The organism is Kluyvera sp. NPDC087067, assembly GCF_044745165.1.
Classification (GTDB): domain Bacteria; phylum Pseudomonadota; class Gammaproteobacteria; order Enterobacterales; family Enterobacteriaceae; genus Kluyvera.
In genome coordinates this window covers 511449-531604 of sequence record NZ_JBIUZS010000003.1, presented here as the reverse complement: position 1 = coordinate 531604, position 20156 = coordinate 511449, and the positions used below count along the sequence as shown (strand labels likewise).

Here is a 20156-nt window from a genome sequence, read left to right as displayed (position 1 = left end):
CCTTCTCCTTATTGATGTGCGCCATGCAAATGCTGCGCGCGCGCCGGAGTGAATCCCGGAGAATAGCGAGCAACGCTAAGATCATCATAGGGGATAGCAGGCGTTCTGCCAGACATCAGGTCGCTAAGCAGTTGTCCTGAACCACAGGACATCGTCCAGCCCAGCGTGCCATGTCCGGTATTAAGCCAGAGGTTTTTGAAAGTCGTCTTGCCGACAACCGGCGTACCATCAGGGGTCATCGGACGCAGCCCGGTCCAGAAAGTAGCCTCAGAAATCTTGCCACCGCGTGGGAATAAATCGCCCACCACCATCTCCAGCGTTTCGCGGCGAGGTTGCAACAGTTCGGTGTTGAAGCCGACGATTTCAGCCATGCCTCCCACGCGGATACGATTATCAAAGCGGGTAATGGCAATTTTGTACGTTTCATCAAGGATGGTCGACACCGGCGCACCGCTCTCTTCGACTATCGGAATGGTCAACGAGTAGCCTTTTAACGGATAGACCGGAATGTCCACCAGCCCTTTGAGCATCGACGTAGAATAGGAGCCGAAGGCCATCACGTAAGCATCGGCTTTCACCACTTCATCGCCGCATTTCACGCCAACGATACGCCCACCGTCTTCAATCAGGCTATCGACCGGGGTATTAAAGCGGAACTGTACCCCCGCCTGCTCGGCCATTTTCGCCAGTCGTTGGGTAAAGAGCTGGCAATCGCCGGTTTCATCATTGGGTAAGCGCAGCCCGCCGGTCAACTTGTGGGCAACGTCGGCAAGCGCCGGTTCCACTTCAGCAAGACGTGAGGCTTCCAGCAGCTGATACGGAACGCCAGCATCCTCAAGAACGGCGATGTCACGGGTGGCGTTCTCATACTGTTGCGCGGTGCGAAAGAGCTGTAAAGTGCCGCCCTGGCGACCTTCATAGCTGATTCCGGTGGTGTCACGCAGGGTTTTCAGGCAGTCACGGCTGTATTCCGCCAGGCGCACCATGCGGCCTTTATTCTCCATATAGTGGCGCGTGTCGCAGTTTCGCAGCATCTGCCACATCCATTTGAGCTGAAAACCGGTGCCATCCAGTCGAATTGCCAACGGCGCATGACGCTGGAACATCCATTTGATCGCTTTTAACGGTACGCCCGGTGCCGCCCACGGCGCGGCATAACCCGGCGAAATTTGCCCGGCGTTAGCCGCGCTGGTTTCGAGCGCCGGTCCCGCTTCACGGTCAATCACCGTCACCTGATGCCCTGCCTGACTTAAATACCAGGCGCTGGTCACGCCCACTACGCCACTTCCCAGTATGACAACGTGCATAGCCACTCCAGAATCAGTAAAAGAACAATCATCTAATTACAAATTGATAACCTAGATGAAAATATTATTCAACATACGCTTTTTTTATGGTGACTGAAGTCACAGAGCGCCCATTTGGCGGGGAGGGATAGAAATTGATATCTCCTGCTGTCCGATATTTTTTGTCAGCATAAAATCCTGCGAACACGGCAAATATTCCTCCGTAATATGAATAAATCATGTCGAAAAAAAATGGCGGTTGTTACAGATTTTCTGCGGTGTTCTATTCTTTATTTGAGGCTCTCCGCACAGAGAGGGTCGCCAACAATGAGGGCGCGCTAATGGCTACGATTGACTCGATGAATCAGGACACGACTCGTCTGAGCGATGGACCCGACTGGACGTTTTCGCTACTGGAAACCTACCTGGCTGAAATTGACCGGGTGGCGAAGCTGTACCGACTCGACACCTATCCGCATCAAATCGAGGTCATTACTTCCGAGCAGATGATGGATGCCTATTCCAGCGTCGGGATGCCGATTAACTATCCGCACTGGTCATTTGGCAAAAAGTTTATTGAGACCGAGCGCCAATATAAGCACGGACAGCAGGGGCTGGCTTACGAGATAGTGATCAACTCCAATCCGTGTATCGCCTATCTGATGGAAGAGAACACCATCACCATGCAGGCGCTGGTTATGGCGCATGCCTGCTATGGTCATAACTCTTTCTTTAAAAACAATTACCTGTTCCGCAGCTGGACCGATGCCAGTTCTATCGTCGATTATCTGCTATTCGCACGTAAGTACATTACCGACTGCGAGGAGCGCTATGGCGTTGATGAAGTGGAAAGATTGCTCGACTCCTGCCACGCATTGATGAACTACGGTGTGGATCGTTACAAACGTCCGCAGAAGATTTCGTTGCAGGAGGAGAAAGCGCGGCAGAAAAGCCGTGAGGAGTATTTGCAAAGCCAGGTCAACACCTTGTGGCGCACCTTACCAAAACGCGACGAGGAGAAAGCCGTTGAGTCTGCTCGCCGTTATCCATCAGAGCCGCAGGAAAACCTGCTGTACTTTATGGAGAAGAACGCACCGCTGCTGGAGCCGTGGCAGCGTGAGATCCTGCGCATTGTGCGTAAAGTAAGCCAGTATTTTTATCCGCAAAAGCAGACCCAGGTGATGAACGAGGGGTGGGCCACGTTCTGGCACTATACCATCCTCAACCATCTGTACGACGAAGGTAAAGTTACCGAGCGTTTTATGATGGAGTTTCTGCACAGCCATACCAACGTGGTATTCCAGCCGCCGTATAACAGCCCCTGGTACAGTGGGATTAACCCCTATGCGCTGGGTTTTGCCATGTTCCAGGATATTAAACGCATTTGTCAGAATCCGACGGATGAGGATAAATACTGGTTCCCGGATATCGCCGGTTCCGATTGGCTGACCACCCTCCACTTCGCCATGCGTGATTTTAAGGACGAGAGCTTTATTAGTCAGTTCCTGTCGCCAAAAATTATGCGTGATTTCCGTTTGTTTACCGTGCTTGATGACGATCAGCATAACTATCTGGAAATATCGGCCATCCATAATGAAGAGGGTTATCGGGAGATTCGGGCGCAGCTTTCTTCGCAATATAACCTGAGCAATCTGGAGCCCAATATTCAGGTGTGGAACGTTGATTTGCGTGGCGATCGTTCGCTAACGCTGCGCTATGTCCCGCATAATCGCGCGCCGCTGGATAAAGGACGTCGTGAGGTGTTAAAGCACGTGCATCGTCTGTGGGGATTTGATGTACATCTGGAGCAGCAGAATGCGGACGGTAGCGTTGAGCTACTGGAACGCTGCCCACCGCGGCCAAATGCGCTCTGATATCTGCTCGAGGATGTGAGCGCGGTATTGCCGGATGGCGGCTTCGCCTTATCCGGCCTACATAACCGGTAGCCCGGACGAGGTGTTGACGCCGACTCCGGGATGGCGGCTTCGCCTCATCCGGCCTACATAACCGGTAGCCCGGACGAGGTGTTGACGCCGACTTTGGGATGGCGGCTTTGCCTTATCCGGCCTACATAATCGGTAGCCCGGACGAGGCGTTGACGCCGACTCCGGGTGAGCTCGGTGCTAATCCCGGCGTCGCGTTGCTCGGCCGGGCTACAAGGGTATTAACGGCCGTGGATTGCCAGGTCGCCCGGCAGATTTTTCTGCATACCGTGCCAGATTTCGCCACTCTCATGACCATAGCGGCGCACCGTCTCATACACCTTATCGTGATCGCCCTGCTGACAAAGCTCAGCAAGACGGTGATAGAAACCCAGTGCCAGGCTGCGCGCTTCGGGGCTTGAGAAGTAATGGCGACCCAGTCGGGTATACAGCCCTTTCATGCCGTTTAAAATCAGCCCGTAGATCGGGTTACCAGAGGCAAACGCCAGGCCACGGAAAATACTGTAATCCAGCTCGGCAAACGCGTCAGCGTAGTCTTCCACCTCGCGGGCGGTCGCCAGAACTTCCAGCGCTTTATCCGGGTGCTGACGGAACGCGGTACGGATATAAATCGTCGCGATATTGGTGCGGACAGAAAGCAGATTATCAATAAGCTGCGGCACGCTATCGTGATCGAGGCGCGCCAGCGTTTCCAGGATATTCAACCCGGAGGTTTCCCAGAAATTGTTTACTTTAGTGGGCTTACCGTGCTGAATGGTCAACCAACCATCGCGCGCCAGACGTTGCAACACTTCACGTAAGGTGGTGCGAGTGACGCCAATCAGTTCAGAGAGTTCACGTTCAGCAGGGAGAATTGAGCCAGGGGGAAAACGGTTATTCCAGATGCTCTCAACAATATACTCTTCAGCGAAACCCGCTGGGCTTTGCGCCTTAATGACCATAGTAAAAATTCCATTACACAGCGTTGCAATTACACTCATCATACCAGAGGCAACATACAGCAGATAGCCAGGGTATTAATAAAAAAGGGATCGCCGTTTCATTTTTTACATTTATTTTTAATATAGGAAATAAATCTTCCTGCGGGGCGTTTTCTGGTAGTCACCGCGAATAAATGGTAAAAAATGACATCTTTTCAGGAGGAAGACGATTGTCATGGAAATCTCTTACGGTCGCGCCTTGTGGCGTAACTTTCTTGGTCAGTCCCCAGACTGGTATAAACTGCTGCTGATTATTTTCTTAATCATCAATCCGTTAGTCTTTTTAATTAATCCTTTTGTCGCCGGGTGGCTATTGGTGGTGGAGTTCATTTTCACCCTGGCGATGGCGTTAAAATGTTATCCACTCATTCCGGGTGGCCTGCTGGCGATAGAGTCAGTCTTTGTCGGCATGACGTCAGCCAACCACGTGCGCGATGAGATTGCCGCCAACCTGGAAGTCTTGTTACTGCTGATCTTTATGGTCGCGGGCATCTATTTTATGAAACAGCTGCTGCTGTTCATCTTTACCCGCCTGCTCCTTAACATCCGCAGTAAACGGCTGCTGTCGATGGCCTTTTGTCTCGCCGCCGCGTTCCTCTCCGCCTTCCTTGACGCGCTGACGGTCGTCGCGGTCATTATCAGCGTCGCGGTGGGTTTCTACAGCATCTACCATCGCGTCGTCACCTCAAGAACTGACGATGACGATATGCTCGACGATAGCCACATCGACAAACATAACCGTGAAGTGCTCGAACAGTTCCGGGCCTTTTTACGCAGCCTGATGATGCATGCGGGCGTGGGTACTGCGCTTGGCGGCGTGATGACCATGGTTGGTGAACCGCAGAACCTGATTATCGCCAAAGTCGCTGGCTGGCATTTCGGGGAATTCTTCCTGCGTATGGCACCGGTGACGCTGCCGGTCTTCGTTTGTGGGATCCTGACCTGCTTCCTGCTGGAAAAATGCAAAGCCTTTGGTTACGGCGCTGAATTGCCGGAGCCCGTGCGTAAGATCCTCCATGACTTTGACCAACGCAGCCGCAAACAGCGTTCGCGTCAGGAGACCCTGCGTCTTATCGTTCAGGGGATCATTGGCGTTTGGCTGGTGCTGGCCCTGGCGCTGCATCTGGCGGAAGTGGGCCTGATTGGTTTGTCTGTGATTATTTTTGCCACGTCATTAACCGGCGTGACCGACGAACATGCCATCGGCAAAGCCTTCACCGAAGCGTTACCGTTTACCGCCCTGCTAACGGTCTTTTTCGCCGTCGTGGCGGTGATTATCGACCAGCATTTATTTGCCCCAATTATCGATTTCGTCCTTCAGGCATCGCCTCTTGCGCAGCGTTCGCTGTTCTATCTGTTTAACGGCGTGCTGTCATCGATATCGGATAACGTGTTTGTCGGTACGGTGTATATTAATGAAGCGAAAGCGGCGTTGGATAACGGCGCGATTAGCCTGCCGCAGTTTGAGCTGCTGGCGGTCGCTATCAATACCGGAACCAACCTCCCCTCGGTTGCCACCCCTAACGGTCAGGCCGCGTTCCTGTTCCTGCTGACCTCTGCGCTGGCACCGTTAATCCGTCTCTCTTATGGCCGAATGGTGTGGATGGCGCTGCCCTACACCCTCGTGCTAACGCTGGTCGGCCTGGTGTGCGTTGAGTTCACTCTTCAGCCAGCCGTCGACTGGATGATGAATCACGGTTTTCTGACGCTACCCGCTATGGCCCACTCCTGACTCTGAGTCGATTCATGCCCGGCGAATTTGGCCGGGCATAAATTATCCATTTATGAATAATTACGTATAGCCAGATGGCAGGGCTAACGTTTTGGTTTACACTGCGTTTTCTACGCTCGTTCCAGGGAAATGATTATGTTGCGATATTTAAACCAGAGCTCACGTGGCCGCAGTGCCTGGTTATTAATGGCGTTAACCGCTTTTGCGCTTGAGTTGGTGGCACTATGGTTCCAGCATGTGATGCTGTTAAAGCCATGCGTACTGTGTATTTATGAGCGTTGTGCGCTGTTTGGCATTATGGGGGCGGGTTTAGTGGGTGCGATTGCGCCTAAAAGTCCTCTGCGTTATGTCGCCATTGTTATCTGGATTTACAGCGCATTCCGCGGTTTGCAACTGGCGTGGGAACACACCATGATCCAATTGCATCCATCGCCGTTTATGACCTGTGACTTTATGGCCCGCTTCCCAAGCTGGCTGCCGCTGGATAAATGGCTGCCGCAGGTGTTTGTCGCTTCCGGCGATTGCGCAGTGCGTCAGTGGGAATTTTTATCGCTGGAGATGCCGCAATGGCTGGTCGGCGTATTCGCCGCCTATCTGATTGTGGCGCTTCTGGTGCTGATTGCCCAACCGTTCAAACCGAAAAGACGCGACCTGTTCGGCCGCTAATTATGTTCAACTGCCAGCGGCATATTCTTTGGCGCTGGCAGGTATTCTTACCGCTTTGGTGCCTTAGTGACCCAGTGGCTTGTGCCGTGTAAAAGCCTCCAGCCAATCATATTTCTTACGGGTGCCCACTTCCTTTTCACCCTCTTCAAGCTTAATGATTAGCCGTCGCTTATTAATATCTTCCTGATTAAAGAAATAGGCAGCCAGTCTTAATGAAAGCGCGTCGTACATAGCCTGAGCAATATCTTCACCCGTTTCGGGATCATATTTATCATACTCATTCTTGATATCCTGAAAATCCTGATTCATACGTGCTCCACCAGCAAATTAAGTTTCAGTATGATTTAGAGGCTAAGGATTTTCCACCGTCTATGCTCAGTGACGCATCAATCCGCCCACTCGGGTTTGTTTAAAATATGATCCTGCCAATCGTGCACTTCGGACTCTTTCACCGCAATATGGCGCACGGAAATACGCTCGCCGTGCATCGCGGCTTTGGAACCGGCAATCAGCGGATGCCACTGGGGTAGCGGCTGCCCTTCCGCCAGCAAACGGTAGGCGCAGGTATGCGGCAACCATTCAAAGGTTGGCAGATTGTCACGCGTGAGCTTGATGCAGTCCGGTTCATATTCAAAACGGCGCTCGTAGTTACGGCACTGACAGGTTTTGATGTTCAGCTGTTTACAGGCAACGTTGGTGAAATAGATTTCATCGGTGTCTTCATCCATCAGCTTGTGCAAGCAACACTGCCCGCAGCCGTCACACAGCGACTCCCATTCGGCGTCAGTCATGTCGTCAAGGGTTTTGCTCTGCCAGAAAGGTAATTCGCTCATCAGGATGTCCACATCAAAAATCAGGTTGCACCTTATAACCAGTCTGGCACAGGGATGCAAGTTTTGCCGCCCGATAAAGGCGGCAAGAAGGGGTTACAGTACGCGGGTAGTGAGAGACAAACCGTTAAACTGGACATCCAGTTCATCACCGCTGTGCAGCGGGCCAACGCCTTCTGGCGTACCGGTGAGCACCACGTCACCCGGTTTTAAGGTAAAGAAGCGGCTCATATAGGCAATCAGCGGGACGATTTTGTGGATCATATCCGCCGTGGTGCCCTGCTGGCGAATATCGCCATTTACCATCAGGCTGAGCGTGGTATTTTGCGGGTCGCCTTCAAACGCGGCCACCGGGATAAAACCGGAGATCGGACATGAATTATCGAATCCTTTGGCCTTTTCCCACGGCTGGCCGGCTTTTTTCATTTTGCCCTGCACATCGCGCAAGGTGAGATCGAGCGCCACGCCGTAGCCCGCAATGGCTTGCTGCACGTGATCCGGCGTCGCCTGGCGCAACGTCGCGCCAATTAACACCGCCAGCTCAACTTCATGGTGTACCGACCCAAGCCCCTGCGGCAGAATCAGCGGCTGACGTAAATCGCACAGCGCCGTTTCTGGTTTAATAAACAAAACGGGTTCTTCCGGCGTGGCGCTGCCCATTTCCTGGATGTGTTTTGCATAATTACTGCCAACACAGACAACTTTGCTTACCGGGTAATCCAGCAGAGCACCCTGCCAGTTATGATGCTGATACATGCTTTTCCCTTACTCGTTGTTCAACCATGGACAAACATTGGCCGGAAGTCAGTTCGCTACTCGCCTTTATTTTGCGCGGCGGCCAGATGCTGTTTTAACAAATTTTCGGGCGGTGGCGGGATCTGCAAATAATATCCCTGCTCGACCAGCGCCTTTTTCACTTTTTCCCAATCGGCATTGACCGGTTTCTTGCGACCGTCCAGCGGTAGCACCATAGCCAGCTGCGGCTGACCGAAGCCTTGCATAAGCTCTGCCGGTACGCGGGAGAAATCGTCTCTTTTTTCGACATACAAATAGGTCTGGTCGCGCTTAGAACTACGATAAATCACACAAAACATACTTTATACTCGGAATTAGGACTGAGGTTACTTGCTTGAATATATTAGTGACTATAACATGACTGACAGTCTTCGGAATATCATCGTGCGCGGTGCGATGGTAAATAGCAAATTGAGTAAGGCCAGGATGTCAAACACGCCAATCGAACTTAAAGGCAGTAGCTTCACCTTATCAGTGGTTCATTTGCATGATGCAAAACCCGAGGTTATTCGTCAGGCGTTAGAAGACAAGGTTGCCCAAGCTCCGGCCTTTTTCCGTCATGCCCCTGTCGTCGTTAACGTCAGCCACCTTGAGGAATTCACCCAATGGCGCGCAATTCAGCAAGCGATTATGGCTGCGGGTTTGCGTATCGTTGGCGTCAGCGGCTGTAAGAACCCCCAATTTAAGGCTGCCATCGATCAGTCCGGTCTTCCTTTACTTACTGAAGGTAAAGAAAAAGTGGCTCGCGCACAGCCCGTTGAAGTTCCGCTGCCCGTTGAGCCTGAGCCAACTGTTAATTCGATCACAAAAACGCGAATGATTGATACGCCGGTACGTTCCGGTCAGCGCATTTATGCGCCAAACTGTGATCTGATTGTTACAAGCCACGTAAGCGCAGGCGCGGAACTTATCGCCGATGGTAACATTCATGTGTATGGCATGATGCGGGGTCGCGTTCTGGCGGGTGCGAGCGGCGACCGGGAAGCGCAAGTATTTTGTACCCACCTTGCCGCAGAGCTAGTCTCTATCGCAGGGGAATATTGGCTGAGCGACCAGATCCCAGCCGAATTTTATGGCAAAGCGGCGCGTCTGTATTTAGATGAAGCCGCTTTGACTATTCAACCGTTAAATTAATCCCTTTTTAACAAGGAATTTTTATGGCACGCATTATTGTTGTGACTTCAGGTAAAGGGGGCGTGGGTAAAACCACCTCCAGCGCGGCCATCGCGACTGGTTTGGCGCAGAAGGGAAAGAAAACGGTCGTTATTGATTTTGATATCGGTCTGCGTAACCTTGACCTGATCATGGGTTGCGAACGTCGCGTTGTTTATGATTTCGTTAACGTTATTCAGGGTGACGCCACCCTGAATCAGGCACTCATCAAAGATAAACGCACCGACAATCTTTATATCCTTCCTGCTTCTCAGACTCGCGATAAAGATGCGCTGACTCGCGAAGGCGTCGAGAAAGTTCTCGATGAGCTGAAAAAAATGGAGTTCGATTTCGTGGTCTGTGACTCCCCGGCGGGGATTGAAACGGGCGCGCTGATGGCTCTCTATTTCGCCGACGAAGCGATTATCACCACCAACCCTGAAGTGTCGTCCGTACGTGACTCCGACCGTATTCTTGGCATCCTGGCGTCAAAATCACGCCGCGCGGAAAATGGTCAGGAGCCAATCAAAGAGCACCTGTTGTTAACGCGCTATAACCCAGGCCGCGTCAACAAAGGCGATATGCTGAGCATGGAAGATGTGCTGGAGATCCTGCGCATTAAACTGGTCGGCGTGATTCCAGAAGATCAGTCCGTGCTGCGCGCTTCAAACCAGGGCGAACCGGTCATCCTGGATGCGGCGTCTGACGCGGGCAAAGCCTACGCTGACACGGTAGATCGTCTGTTGGGAGAAGAACGTCCTTTCCGCTTCATTGAAGAAGAGAAGAAAGGTTTCCTCAAACGCCTGTTCGGAGGATAACTCATGGCATTACTCGACTTTTTTCTCTCACGGAAAAAGGCAACCGCCAACATTGCTAAAGAACGCCTGCAGATCATTGTCGCGGAACGCCGCCGCAGTGATGCAGAACCGCACTATCTGCCGCAGTTAAGGAAAGACATTCTGGAAGTGATCTGTCGATATGTACAGATTGACCCAGAAATGGTCACGGTGCAGTTAGAGCAAAAAGACGGGGATATTTCGATTCTGGAACTCAACGTCACGCTACCGGAAGCTGAAGAATCTAAATCCTGATTCTGGTGGTGAAGAAAAGGCGCTAATGATAGCGCCTTTTTTGTTTTGCGACGGTGGTGTGATCCCGGGGTCGCTTGCGCTCGCCCGGACTACATAGGTCGGTAGGCCTGATAAGCGAAGCGCCATCAGGCAGATTCAGCGCGCCATTGCCGGATGGCGGCGTAGCCTTACCCGGCCTACGGATAGTGTGTCATCACGGGGTCGCTTGCGCTCGCCCGGGCTACATAGGTCGGTAGGCCTGATAAGCGAAGCGCCATCAGGCAGATTCAGCGCGCCATTGCCGGATGGCGGCGTGGCCGGATAGTGTGTCATCCTGGGATCGCTTGCGCTCGCCCGGGCTACATAGGCCGGTAGGCCTGATAAGCGGAGCGCCATCAGGCAGATTCAGTGCACCATTGCCGGATGCGGGGATTTAACGCGGGTATTGCGCTAACAGCTTATCCAGACGCCCCGCCAGCAGCTCGCCGCGCCAGCCGGAGATCATTTCCGGTGCGGTGGTGCGTGGTTTTAATTGCCAATGCCAGTTCAACAACTGGTTAATCTGACGGCGTGACGCCAGCATTTCAGCACTCATTCCGCTCTCCTGCCCTACTTCCTGCACCAGCGCCTTAATCTCTTTAAACGCTTTACGATAACCGGGCATATCCATCAGGTTCAGCAGAGGTTCCGGCAGCGCCTCTTCTGGAAGCGCCTGCGCTTTCTCGACAAGACTGAGCAAGGTTTTACCGTGGAAGCGGATTTCACTGCCAGACAGCCCCAGGCTATCGAGCTCACCCAGGCTACCCGGCATATAGCGCGCAACGCTCCAGAGGTGTTCTTCGCGAACAACAAAATTCACCGCCATATCGCGATCACGCGCCTTACGCAAGCGCCATTCAGCTAACAGCTGCAGACAGGCTAACTGACGGGTACGCAGTTGGCTGGCGTTGGTAATGTCGCGCCAGGCATCACTCGGGTCGACAATCTCCTGACGGCGCTGCTGCATAAGCTGGCATTCATCAAGTGCCCAGGCAAGACGTCCCGTCTGCTCGGTCTCTATCATCAGTTTGTGGGCAATCGGCAGCAGATACCACACATCCGCGGCTGCGTATTCGCACTGGCGCGCGGTCAACGGGCGCGCCAGCCAGTCGGTGCGGGATTCGCTTTTATCCAGCTCAACGCCGGTAAATTCGGCCACCATTGCGGCAAAACCCCAGGACATTGGACGGCCGCAGAAAGCCGCCAGAACCTGCGTGTCGATAAGCGGCTGCGGCATCGAGCCGAAGGTGTTCATGAAAACTTCCAGATCTTCACTTCCGGCATGCAGGAATTTAGTGATATTGCGGTCTTGCATAATCGCCTGGAGCGGCGACCAGTCGGTAATATCCAGAGGATCAATCAGCGCCGTGCGCTCACCGTCAAACAGCTGAATGAGCCCCAGCTGTGGATAGTAGGTACGGGTACGGACAAATTCGGTATCCAGCGCCACGGCGTTAGTTTGACGAACCGCGTCGCACAGGGTGCTGAGCGCGTCGTTGGTGGTGATCATCTGATAGTTCAAATCATACTCTCTTATATTGCGCCAAAAAAAACGCCAGCAGAGCTGGCGTTGGGCATCATGACTCGTGACTTATGCCTTATTGTCCACTTTGGCACGGGCTTCGTCACGTAATTCTCGACGTAAAATTTTGCCGACATTGGACTTCGGCAATTCTTCACGGAATTCAACCTGTTTCGGGACTTTGTAACCGGTAAGCTGGCGACGGCAGAAAGTGATCAACGCCTCTTCGGTGAGCGCGGCGTCTTTTTTCACCACAAAAATCTTCACCGCTTCACCGCTGTTACCGGACGGCACGCCGACGGCCGCCACTTCCAGGACGCCGGAATGCTGCATCACCACGTCTTCAATCTCATTAGGATAGACGTTGAAACCGGAGACCAGAATCATATCTTTTTTGCGGTCAACGATTCGCAGGAAGCCCTCGGCATCCATCACCGCAATATCGCCGGTATGCAGCCAGCCGTCTTTGATGATTTCATCGGTCGCGTCCTGGCGTTGCCAGTAACCTTCCATCACCTGCGGTCCCTTGACGCAAAGCTCTCCCGGTTCACCGGGCGGTACTTCGTTATCGTCATCGTCCACCAGCTTCACCTCGGTTGACGGCACCGGCAGACCAATGCTGCCGCTGTGGTAGTCGATGTCATGCGGGTTGACGCTGACCAATGGCGCACATTCGGTCAGGCCATAGCCTTCTAGCAGATACTGGCCGGTGAGTTTTACCCAACGATCGGCAACCGACTGGTTCACCGGCATCCCACCGCCCGCAGACAGATGCAGGGTTGAAAAATCGAGCTGCTGGAAATCTTTGTTATTAAGGAGCGCATTGAACAGCGTGTTGACGCCGGTCATTGCTGTAAACGGATATTTCGCCAGCTCCTTCACAAGCCCGGGGATATCACGCGGGTTGGTGATAAGAATATTTTTGCCGCCCAACTCGATAAACAGCAGACAGTTCATGGTCAGCGCGAAGATGTGGTAAAGCGGCAGCGCGGTGATGACGACCTCTTTGCCTTCATGCAGCAGCGGCCCGTAGGTCGCTTTTACCTGCTCAAGGTTGGCAAGCATATTGCGGTGGCTTAGCATCGCCCCTTTAGCCACGCCCGTGGTGCCGCCGGTATATTGCAGGAAGGCAATATCCTCCGCCTTCACAACCGGCTTCACATACTGTAAGCGGTAACCCGTGTGCAGCGCGCGGCGAAAAGAGATGGCATCCGGCAGATGGTATTTTGGCACCAGCCGTTTGATGTATTTCACCACGAAGTTCACCAGCGTGCCCTTGGCGGTGGAGAGCTGATCGCCCATGCGCGTGAGAATCACATGCTTGACCGAGGTCTTATCGACCACTTTTTCCAGCGTATGGGCAAAATTGGAGACGATAACGATCGCTTGTGCGCCGCTATCGTTAAGCTGATGCTCCAGTTCGCGGGGGGTATACAGCGGGTTGACGTTAACAACGATCATGCCCGCGCGCAAAATACCAAATAGCGCCACCGGGTATTGCAACAGGTTAGGCATCATCAAGGCAACGCGATCTCCCTGTTTAAGCCCCAGGCCCTGCTGGAGATAGGCGGCGAAAGCACGGCTGCGTTCTTCAAGTTTACGGAAAGTCATCACCTCGCCCATATTGACGAAGCCAGGCTGGTCCGCATAGCGCGTGCTCGCCTGTTCAAACAGTTCTACCAGGGATTGATAACGGTCAGGATTGATCTCTGCCGGAACATCAGCAGGATAACGGTTGAGCCAAACCTTTTTCAAAGCATCACCTCTAAAATACGTATTCGTCGTCATCACAACCCCAAATGATAAACTTTCATTAACATAATATTAACTCAGCGTACCAGTTTGAAAAATACTCAGAATTCAGGTTGCGAAGCGCGTCACTCTTTATTTTTTTTATATCCATTACAAAGAAGAAACAGCGGTCGAGCCGCTGTTTCTTTTTGTCTGTATCACAACATACTTTATTCCGTGACGACGTTACGAACCTCTGCGGGGCCGGTGTTATACCAGCCCCAACCGCCGTAACCGTAGCGCCATGGATGTGGGCCAAAGCCCCACGGGTCGATAGGCTGTGGCGGCATGACCACCTGCTGGGCAACATGCCAGCGTTTGTAGCCCGTCGCCTGAACGTGCAGGAAGGTGTATTTCGTCCCTCCCACTTTGCCTTCCAGCGTACCGACAATTGGGCCGACGACCGTCACCAGCTGTCCACGGAAATCAACCGGATCGAGGAAGCCGTTGATGTCGGCAAAGATTCGCCCGCGTGAAGCTTCACCCAGCGTTGGCCGTGCGCCGCTGTCCAGTGGGACGGTGGCTATCTCCAGACGAGTATGGCCCTGCTGGTTTTCAATTCCCACGACCGTCCCGCCAAAGCGAGACTCCTGGCCCACGTACAACTGCGGCGCAGACATCACGCGCACCAAATCCTGCTGCGGTGTCGGGCTGCTACCCTGAATGGCATCCGGTACGGTGACGCAGCCGCTTAACGCGAGCGCAATAAGCCCAGCGATAGCCCCGCGAAAGACCCTTTTATTACCCGCCATGATGCTGCTCCTGTTCTCAATAATTGTGTATCTATCTACTGAGATTCATTCACGGCCAGGAAGTTTCTTCCACGCAACTTCATTTCGCAAATAAACCGGCTCCGCTTTGTCCACGGCGACCGTTTTACCCTGTTCGAGCAGTTGGCAAGCTATCGGCAACATATCTTCGGCTTCAGGTAACGTGACGTTACCGTCGGTCAGCGTGACGTTTGCGCCCTGCACCATGTCCGGCCACGCGGCCCAGCCGGTGCCAACCATCGCCCATTCGCCTTCAAGCTCGGTGAGGCGCTGCTGTACCGCTTCCGGTTTCATTACCGCTTCGCTGGCTTCGCCCTGCCAGACACCCTGCGCATCGCGCTGGTATTCTGCCCAATAAACCTCGCCCATTCGCGCATCGATAGCGGCGAGGACGCGCGTTGCGCCCTGCTTGCGCCATGCGCCTTGCGCCATGGTGGCAAGCGTCGACACACCGATCATCGGCAGCTCGGCCCCCAGCGCCAGCCCCTGTGCAATACCAATACCGATGCGCACGCCGGTAAAGCTGCCCGGCCCACGGCCAAACGCCAGCGCGTCGAGATCGGTCAGGCTAACGCCGCCTTCGGTGAGGATATCCTGCACGATAGGCAGGATACGTTGGGTGTGTTCCCGAGGACAAAGCTCGAAGTGAGCACAGGTAGTACCGTCATTCCACAGGGCAGCCGAACAGGCTTCCGTGGCGGTGTCGATGGCCAGAATTCGCATGATTAGTCGCGCTCTCGCAGTTACGGATCAATAAAATGGCGCGCATCTTATCACATTCCGACGCACATTACCGCGCCGATGGCACCGCCAAAAAACGTACCGCACGGCGAATGTCACGGGTGCGCGGCGCGGGCGGCAGGCTCGCCAGGAAGGTGGCGCCGTAAGGACGCATCACCAGACGGTTGTCGCAAATCACCAGTACGCCGCGATCGGTGACGTCACGAATCAGACGACCCACCCCCTGCTTAAGGGTAATGACCGCATCCGGGAGCTGCACGTCGTCAAACGGATCGCCACCGCGCAGGCGGCAATCCTCCATGCGCGCTTTTAGCAGCGGGTCGTCCGGCGAGGTGAACGGCAGCTTGTCGATAATCACTAATGACAACGCGTCGCCGCGCACGTCAACCCCTTCCCAGAAGCTGCTGGTTGCCACCAGTAAGGCGTTACCGGCGCTGACAAATTGCTGTAGCAGCTGGCCTTTACTGGTTTCCCCTTGCAGCAAAACCGGCAGCGTCATGGTGGCGCGGAACTGTTCCGCCAGGTCACGCATCATGGCGTGCGAGGTGCACAGCATAAAGCAGCGACCGTTGTTCGCCTCAATCAGCGGACGAAGCATCGCCGCTAAATGACGCGCCGCGCCCGGCTGATTAGGCAATGGCAGGTTACGCGGTACGCACAACAGCGCTTGCGTGGCGTAGTCAAAGGGGCTGGGCAGTAACATCGACTCGGCTGATTCAATGCCTAGTCGTTCGGTAAAGTGATGGAGGTCGTCGTTTACCGACAGCGTGGCGGAGGTAAAGATCCAGCTTCCCGGCTTTGCCGCCATCACTTCTTTAAATTTATCGGCCACCGTCAGCGGCGTGAGCGCCAGCGTAAAGTGGCGGGAGTTGCATTCGTACCAGTAGCTGTATCCCGGCGTGTTGATCTCTTTTAACCGCTTTAGCCGCGCGCGGTAAAGGGTGGCGCGTTCGAAAGCGACATCCAGTAAAGCCGAGCGGCCGAGGGAGAGTTTTGCCACGTCGTAGCAAAGCTCGAGGGCATCATCGAGCAACAGTAGCGCGCGTTGCACGTTATTATCCGCCAGCAATTCGCGCAGATTGCCGCGATAGCCGGGGTCACCAACTTGTAAGCGAAAATCCTGCGTCGCCTGCGCCAGGCGGTCGGCGCATTTTTGCAGCTGCTGGGTATCTTTCACTTCCGTGCGATACGCGATGGTGACATCTTTCGCCAGATCCAGTAGCTGACGGCTGGAGAGCGACTGGCCGAAATACTGGCTGGCGATGTCCGGGAGCTGATGGGCTTCATCGAAGATCATCACCTCAGCTTCGGGGATAAGCTCACCAAAACCGCCCTCTTTGACCACCATATCGGCAAGGAACAGGTGATGGTTAACCACCACCACGTCAGAGTCCATCGCCTTTTTACGCGCTTTGACCACAAAGCAATCCTGATACAGCGGGCAGTCGCTGCCCAGACAGTTGTCATTGGTGCTGGTCACCAGCGGCCACGCCTGGGAGTCTTCCGCTACGCTCGCACAGGTGCTGATATCGCCATCCGTTGTGTGGTTGGCCCAGCTGCGCAGCATAATGACGTCACTTAACGTCTGCACCGGCAGGTCACCGCCCGCCAGCGCCTGCTGCTCCAGACGTTCCAGACACAGATAGTTTGAGCGTCCTTTGAGTAACGCCATTTTGCCGGTAAAGGCTAACGCTTTGGCGACGGTGGGCAAGTCGCGACTGTAGAGCTGATCCTGCAACGCCTTCGAGCCGGTTGAGATGATCACTTTTTTGCCTGCGCGTAACGCAGGCGCCAGGTAGGCGTAGGTTTTACCGGTTCCCGTTCCGGCTTCTACCACCAGCGGTTGCCCGTCTGTAATCGCCTTCATGACGGCGTGCGCCATCTGGCGCTGCGGTTCACGCGGTTTAAAGCCGGTTATCGCCTGCGCAAGCTGGCCGTCTGCTGCAAAATCGTCGGTCACATTACCCCCTGGAAAAATTCCCAGTGATTATGTCAGGCGAATCCCGCTTATGCCAGCCGAAGTCGTGACGCCGCGTCGACAATGTGGCAGTCTTAGCGCGTTTACGTGATCTTAAAAGGAAAATGAAATGACAATTATACGTATTGATGCCGAAGCGCGTTGGTCTGACGTGGTGATACATAACAACACGTTGTACTACACCGGCGTGCCGGAAAACCTGGACGCCGACGCTTTTGAGCAGACGGCGAATACGCTGGCGCAGATTGATGCGGTGCTGGAAAAACAGGGCAGCAACAAGTCGCGTATTCTCGACGCCACCATTTTCCTGCCGAACGGCGAGGATTTCGCCGCCATGAACAAAGCGTGGGATGCGTGGGTGGTGGCCGGTCATGCGCCGGTGCGCTGCACGGTGCAGGCGAAGCTGATGAACCCGCGTTATAAAGTTGAGATTAAGATTATCGCGGCGGTGTAAACGCCTCGCCCGGGCTACTGGCCCCTGTAGGCCGGATAAGGCGGCACGCCGCCATCCGGCAACGTGCGCCTGACGCCTGATGGCGCTACGCTTATCAGGCCTACATGTGCTGATATGTAGCCCGGCCAAGCGTAGCGCCGCCGGGAATGCACCGGGTTATAACCCCGGGCACCACATCAACTGTTCTTTTAGCTGCAACGTCTCCTGCGGCAAGCATTTCAGCGCATCACGGTAACTTGCCGACTGTTTCGGATACCCGCGCACCGACTGCAACAACACCCGCAGCGCGCTATCCCAGACGATCCCCTGTAAATCGCTGTACGGCCACAGGTCGGGTTCGCGCACAAACGGCACCAGATAATCAATCCCCTGCTTTACGCCGCGCCCGTCGCGAATGGTATTCCAGCGGTCGAACTCAACGTGCTCGGCGTAGCGGTTAAGAAGCAAATGCGCCTCCAGGTTAAACAGCGAGTAGTGGAACGGAATGGTGCGCTCCAGCTCCATCGTCTGCTTACCGTCCTGGTCGATTTGCGCCGCCATCCGCTGGGTAATGCCCTGCTCGATGATGCGCGCCGCCAGCCCTTTATCGCCATAAAATAGCGCGTTCACCGTGCGCTGCGCGTCGTACCATGTACCGTGGTTGTTGTGCCACACATATTCGGAATGACCGATTTCGCTGTAGTACATCCAGTGGTTAAAATCGCGGAACCACTGATGCAGGCCGATAATGTCGTCAGTATCCAGCACGCTGGCGGCATTAATCAGCCCGATGGTATCGACCACCATCCACAACAGCCGCGTATCGATAAGCCCGGTACCGCGCCCGGAGACAATTCCCGGGATCGCCTGACCGTAGTTCAGATGCGGATTCATCCGCGTCTCACCATCGAGGAACCAGCAGCGGATTTGCACCGCCGCCGCCTGCGCATACTGACGCTGGCCGGTGAAGTACCACGCCAGCCCCAGCGTCAGGCAGCGCTCGCACATGCGGATAATACGCGAGGTATCGGTGTCGTTGTTTTCGCACTGCGGGTTGATATGCCCGTCGCGGCGAATGTACGGCAGCCCGTTGGGCCGCCGTGGGTTTGGCCACCAGTAGGTGCCCAGGCTGTAGTAATCGTGCGCGTCGCCGCTCGCCGGACGCAGCTTCTTATGCACCACGCTTTCCGGCGGCTCACGCTTAAGCGTATCCGCCTCCGCTACCAGCTTGCTGAGCGCTAGCTGTAGCGGGGAGAAGGGCTGCTTCAGCCCCGCGCGCGCATTTTCCAGACAGGTTTCATCAAGGGTGTACAGCTTCATCGCCACCTTATTCTTCCTCCAAACACGCCACGCGCAGACCGCTTTGCGCGTCAAACAAATGCACGCCGGAGAGTTTTGGTTGCAGCCAGATGGTGTCACCCTCTTTAACCGGCAGACGCTGTTTGAACACCGAGGTGAAGGCACCGCCGCCGGTATCGCAGAACAGCTGCATATCCGAGCCGGTATTCTCCACCGCCGTCACTTTCGCCGCCAGCGCATCGTCACGGGCTTCATGCACCACGTTCACCTGCTCCGGGCGAATGGCATACACCACCTGTTGACCGTTTTTCACCTGCATTCCGGGCGGCAGCGCCAGCAGCGAACCATCTTTCAGGCGCAGGCTGGTGGCGTTTGCGCTCAATACCACCTCACCCGGTAGCTGATTGATTTCCGGCGAACCGATAAATCCTGCGACAAACAGGTTAGCCGGCTGGTCGTACAGCTCAAGCGGCGTTCCCGCCTGCTCAATGCATCCATCGCGCAGCACGACGATCATCTGCCCCATGGTCATTGCTTCAATCTGATCGTGAGTCACGTACACCGAGGTAGTTTTCAGGCGGCGATGCAGCTCGCGGATTTCGCCGCGCACCTGGGTACGCAGCTTGGCATCGAGGTTCGATAACGGTTCGTCGAACAGGAATACCTGCGGTTTACGCACGATAGCCCGCCCCATCGCCACACGCTGGCGCTGGCCGCCGGAGAGATCTTTTGGCAGACGCTCCAGCAACGGTTCCAGCCCTAGCAGCCCCGCCGCTTCGTTGACCTTCTGGTTAATTTCCGCTTTCGGTAATTTAGCCATCTTCAGGGCAAAGCCCATGTTTTCGCGTACCGTCATTTGCGGATACAGCGCGTAGCTCTGGAACACCATCGCGATATCGCGCAGTTTCGGCTCAACCTCAGTGACGTTACGTTCGTTAATGTGCACTTCACCGCCGGAAATTTCCTCAAGCCCCGCAATCATGCGCAGCAGCGTAGATTTACCGCAGCCGCTGGGGCCGACGAGAACGCAAAATTCACCGTCCGGGATAGTCAGCGACACATCTTTAATCACGTGTGCATCACCGTATGACTTGCGCACGTTATTCAATACAACAGATCCCATCGGTAA

The 20156-nt window shown here is 54.6% G+C and carries 20 protein-coding genes; 7 read left to right on the top strand and 13 right to left on the bottom strand.

All coding sequences use genetic code 11. The features are described from left to right. Positions 1–8: 8 nt before the first annotated feature. Complete coding sequence (locus ACIPDS_RS11265) at positions 9–1307, bottom strand: D-amino acid dehydrogenase (protein WP_400735455.1); 1299 nt, start codon at positions 1305–1307, stop codon at positions 9–11. Between the two features lie 320 nt (positions 1308–1627). On the opposite strand from ACIPDS_RS11265, the gene ACIPDS_RS11260 reads away from it, so the two are divergent. Continuing rightward, positions 1628–3160: a SpoVR family protein gene (locus ACIPDS_RS11260; protein ID WP_166513676.1), complete on the top strand. Its 1533-nt coding sequence runs from the start codon at positions 1628–1630 to the stop codon at positions 3158–3160. A 290-nt stretch (positions 3161–3450) separates the two neighbouring features. On the opposite strand, the gene fadR is transcribed toward ACIPDS_RS11260, so the two are convergent. Then, entirely contained in the window at positions 3451–4170 is a 720-nt protein-coding gene (gene fadR / locus ACIPDS_RS11255; protein ID WP_166514457.1) for a fatty acid metabolism transcriptional regulator FadR, read from the bottom strand. A gap of 214 nt (positions 4171–4384) precedes the next feature. Between fadR and nhaB the strand changes: the two genes are divergently transcribed. Together nhaB and dsbB are read left to right on the top strand one after the other, a co-directional pair. Further along, positions 4385–5941 (top strand): Na(+)/H(+) antiporter NhaB, encoded by a 1557-nt coding sequence (gene nhaB, locus ACIPDS_RS11250; RefSeq protein WP_400735452.1) that lies wholly within the window; start codon positions 4385–4387, stop codon positions 5939–5941. A 135-nt stretch (positions 5942–6076) separates the two neighbouring features. Then, a complete protein-coding gene (gene dsbB / locus ACIPDS_RS11245) occupies positions 6077–6607 on the top strand; it encodes a disulfide bond formation protein DsbB (protein WP_400735450.1) in 531 nt (176 codons plus the stop codon). Positions 6608–6670: 63 nt separating this feature from the next. Here dsbB and ACIPDS_RS11240 read toward each other — a convergent pair whose 3' ends face one another. The 4 genes from ACIPDS_RS11240 to ACIPDS_RS11225 all read right to left on the bottom strand — a co-directional run bounded on the left by ACIPDS_RS11240 (position 6671) and on the right by ACIPDS_RS11225 (position 8531). Further along, entirely contained in the window at positions 6671–6916 is a 246-nt protein-coding gene (locus ACIPDS_RS11240; RefSeq protein ID WP_400735448.1) for a hypothetical protein, read from the bottom strand. Positions 6917–6993: 77 nt separating this feature from the next. Further along, on the bottom strand, positions 6994–7440 hold the full coding sequence (locus ACIPDS_RS11235; protein WP_400735446.1) for a cysteine cluster protein YcgN: 447 nt from the start codon (positions 7438–7440) through the stop codon (positions 6994–6996). A gap of 93 nt (positions 7441–7533) precedes the next feature. Next, positions 7534–8193: a fumarylacetoacetate hydrolase family protein gene (locus ACIPDS_RS11230; RefSeq protein WP_400735444.1), complete on the bottom strand. Its 660-nt coding sequence runs from the start codon at positions 8191–8193 to the stop codon at positions 7534–7536. Between the two features lie 56 nt (positions 8194–8249). Beyond that, on the bottom strand, positions 8250–8531 hold the full coding sequence (locus ACIPDS_RS11225; protein ID WP_166513670.1) for a YcgL domain-containing protein: 282 nt from the start codon (positions 8529–8531) through the stop codon (positions 8250–8252). A gap of 127 nt (positions 8532–8658) precedes the next feature. Between ACIPDS_RS11225 and minC the strand changes: the two genes are divergently transcribed. From minC to minE, 3 genes are read left to right on the top strand one after another with little or no spacing between them, the layout of a single operon-like run. Beyond that, positions 8659–9366, top strand: a complete 708-nt coding sequence (gene minC / locus ACIPDS_RS11220; protein ID WP_166514456.1) for a septum site-determining protein MinC — start codon at positions 8659–8661, stop codon at positions 9364–9366. Positions 9367–9389: 23 nt separating this feature from the next. After that, positions 9390–10202, top strand: coding sequence for a septum site-determining protein MinD (minD, locus tag ACIPDS_RS11215; protein WP_400735441.1), 813 nt, complete (start codon positions 9390–9392; stop codon positions 10200–10202). Positions 10203–10205: 3 nt separating this feature from the next. Further along, complete coding sequence (gene minE / locus ACIPDS_RS11210) at positions 10206–10475, top strand: cell division topological specificity factor MinE (RefSeq protein WP_062776232.1); 270 nt, start codon at positions 10206–10208, stop codon at positions 10473–10475. A 412-nt stretch (positions 10476–10887) separates the two neighbouring features. Here minE and rnd read toward each other — a convergent pair whose 3' ends face one another. The 5 genes from rnd to ACIPDS_RS11185 all read right to left on the bottom strand — a co-directional run bounded on the left by rnd (position 10888) and on the right by ACIPDS_RS11185 (position 17277). Beyond that, positions 10888–12003, bottom strand: coding sequence for a ribonuclease D (rnd, locus tag ACIPDS_RS11205; RefSeq protein ID WP_400735619.1), 1116 nt, complete (start codon positions 12001–12003; stop codon positions 10888–10890). A gap of 81 nt (positions 12004–12084) precedes the next feature. Further along, positions 12085–13770, bottom strand: a complete 1686-nt coding sequence (gene fadD, locus ACIPDS_RS11200; protein ID WP_166513668.1) for a long-chain-fatty-acid--CoA ligase FadD — start codon at positions 13768–13770, stop codon at positions 12085–12087. A gap of 206 nt (positions 13771–13976) precedes the next feature. Continuing rightward, positions 13977–14558 (bottom strand): Slp family lipoprotein, encoded by a 582-nt coding sequence (locus ACIPDS_RS11195; protein WP_400735438.1) that lies wholly within the window; start codon positions 14556–14558, stop codon positions 13977–13979. A gap of 45 nt (positions 14559–14603) precedes the next feature. Further along, the gene (gene tsaB, locus ACIPDS_RS11190) at positions 14604–15299 is read right to left on the bottom strand and encodes a tRNA (adenosine(37)-N6)-threonylcarbamoyltransferase complex dimerization subunit type 1 TsaB (RefSeq protein ID WP_400735436.1); all 696 of its coding nucleotides are present in this window, start codon (positions 15297–15299) and stop codon (positions 14604–14606) included. 67 nt (positions 15300–15366) lie between these two features. Further along, positions 15367–17277, bottom strand: a complete 1911-nt coding sequence (locus tag ACIPDS_RS11185) for an ATP-dependent DNA helicase (protein ID WP_166513665.1) — start codon at positions 17275–17277, stop codon at positions 15367–15369. 127 nt (positions 17278–17404) lie between these two features. Here ACIPDS_RS11185 and ACIPDS_RS11180 point away from each other — a divergent pair, with 127 nt between their 5' ends. Continuing rightward, positions 17405–17749, top strand: a complete 345-nt coding sequence (locus ACIPDS_RS11180; RefSeq protein ID WP_166513664.1) for a RidA family protein — start codon at positions 17405–17407, stop codon at positions 17747–17749. A 156-nt stretch (positions 17750–17905) separates the two neighbouring features. Here the strand turns inward: ACIPDS_RS11180 and ACIPDS_RS11175 are convergent, their stop codons facing one another. After that, entirely contained in the window at positions 17906–19048 is a 1143-nt protein-coding gene (locus ACIPDS_RS11175; protein ID WP_400735617.1) for an alginate lyase family protein, read from the bottom strand. A gap of 7 nt (positions 19049–19055) precedes the next feature. After that, positions 19056–20150, bottom strand: a complete 1095-nt coding sequence (locus tag ACIPDS_RS11170; RefSeq protein ID WP_400735433.1) for an ABC transporter ATP-binding protein — start codon at positions 20148–20150, stop codon at positions 19056–19058. Positions 20151–20156: the final 6 nt, after the last annotated feature.

Bases quoted from the DNA above. Each gene is read 5' to 3' on its own strand.
- ACIPDS_RS11265 (WP_400735455.1), bottom strand. From the start codon at position 1,307: ATGCACGTTGTCATACTGGGAAGTGGCGTAGTGGGCGTGACCAGCGCC.
- ACIPDS_RS11260 (WP_166513676.1), top strand. From the start codon at position 1,628: ATGGCTACGATTGACTCGATGAATCAGGACACGACTCGTCTGAGCGAT.
- fadR (WP_166514457.1), bottom strand. From the start codon at position 4,170: ATGGTCATTAAGGCGCAAAGCCCAGCGGGTTTCGCTGAAGAGTATATT.
- nhaB (WP_400735452.1), top strand. From the start codon at position 4,385: ATGGAAATCTCTTACGGTCGCGCCTTGTGGCGTAACTTTCTTGGTCAG.
- dsbB (WP_400735450.1), top strand. From the start codon at position 6,077: ATGTTGCGATATTTAAACCAGAGCTCACGTGGCCGCAGTGCCTGGTTA.
- ACIPDS_RS11240 (WP_400735448.1), bottom strand. From the start codon at position 6,916: ATGAATCAGGATTTTCAGGATATCAAGAATGAGTATGATAAATATGAT.
- ACIPDS_RS11235 (WP_400735446.1), bottom strand. From the start codon at position 7,440: ATGAGCGAATTACCTTTCTGGCAGAGCAAAACCCTTGACGACATGACT.
- ACIPDS_RS11230 (WP_400735444.1), bottom strand. From the start codon at position 8,193: ATGTATCAGCATCATAACTGGCAGGGTGCTCTGCTGGATTACCCGGTA.
- ACIPDS_RS11225 (WP_166513670.1), bottom strand. From the start codon at position 8,531: ATGTTTTGTGTGATTTATCGTAGTTCTAAGCGCGACCAGACCTATTTG.
- minC (WP_166514456.1), top strand. From the start codon at position 8,659: ATGTCAAACACGCCAATCGAACTTAAAGGCAGTAGCTTCACCTTATCA.
- minD (WP_400735441.1), top strand. From the start codon at position 9,390: ATGGCACGCATTATTGTTGTGACTTCAGGTAAAGGGGGCGTGGGTAAA.
- minE (WP_062776232.1), top strand. From the start codon at position 10,206: ATGGCATTACTCGACTTTTTTCTCTCACGGAAAAAGGCAACCGCCAAC.
- rnd (WP_400735619.1), bottom strand. From the start codon at position 12,003: ATGATCACCACCAACGACGCGCTCAGCACCCTGTGCGACGCGGTTCGT.
- ACIPDS_RS11195 (WP_400735438.1), bottom strand. From the start codon at position 14,558: ATGGCGGGTAATAAAAGGGTCTTTCGCGGGGCTATCGCTGGGCTTATT.
- tsaB (WP_400735436.1), bottom strand. From the start codon at position 15,299: ATGCGAATTCTGGCCATCGACACCGCCACGGAAGCCTGTTCGGCTGCC.
- ACIPDS_RS11180 (WP_166513664.1), top strand. From the start codon at position 17,405: ATGACAATTATACGTATTGATGCCGAAGCGCGTTGGTCTGACGTGGTG.
- ACIPDS_RS11175 (WP_400735617.1), bottom strand. From the start codon at position 19,048: ATGAAGCTGTACACCCTTGATGAAACCTGTCTGGAAAATGCGCGCGCG.
- ACIPDS_RS11170 (WP_400735433.1), bottom strand. From the start codon at position 20,150: ATGGGATCTGTTGTATTGAATAACGTGCGCAAGTCATACGGTGATGCA.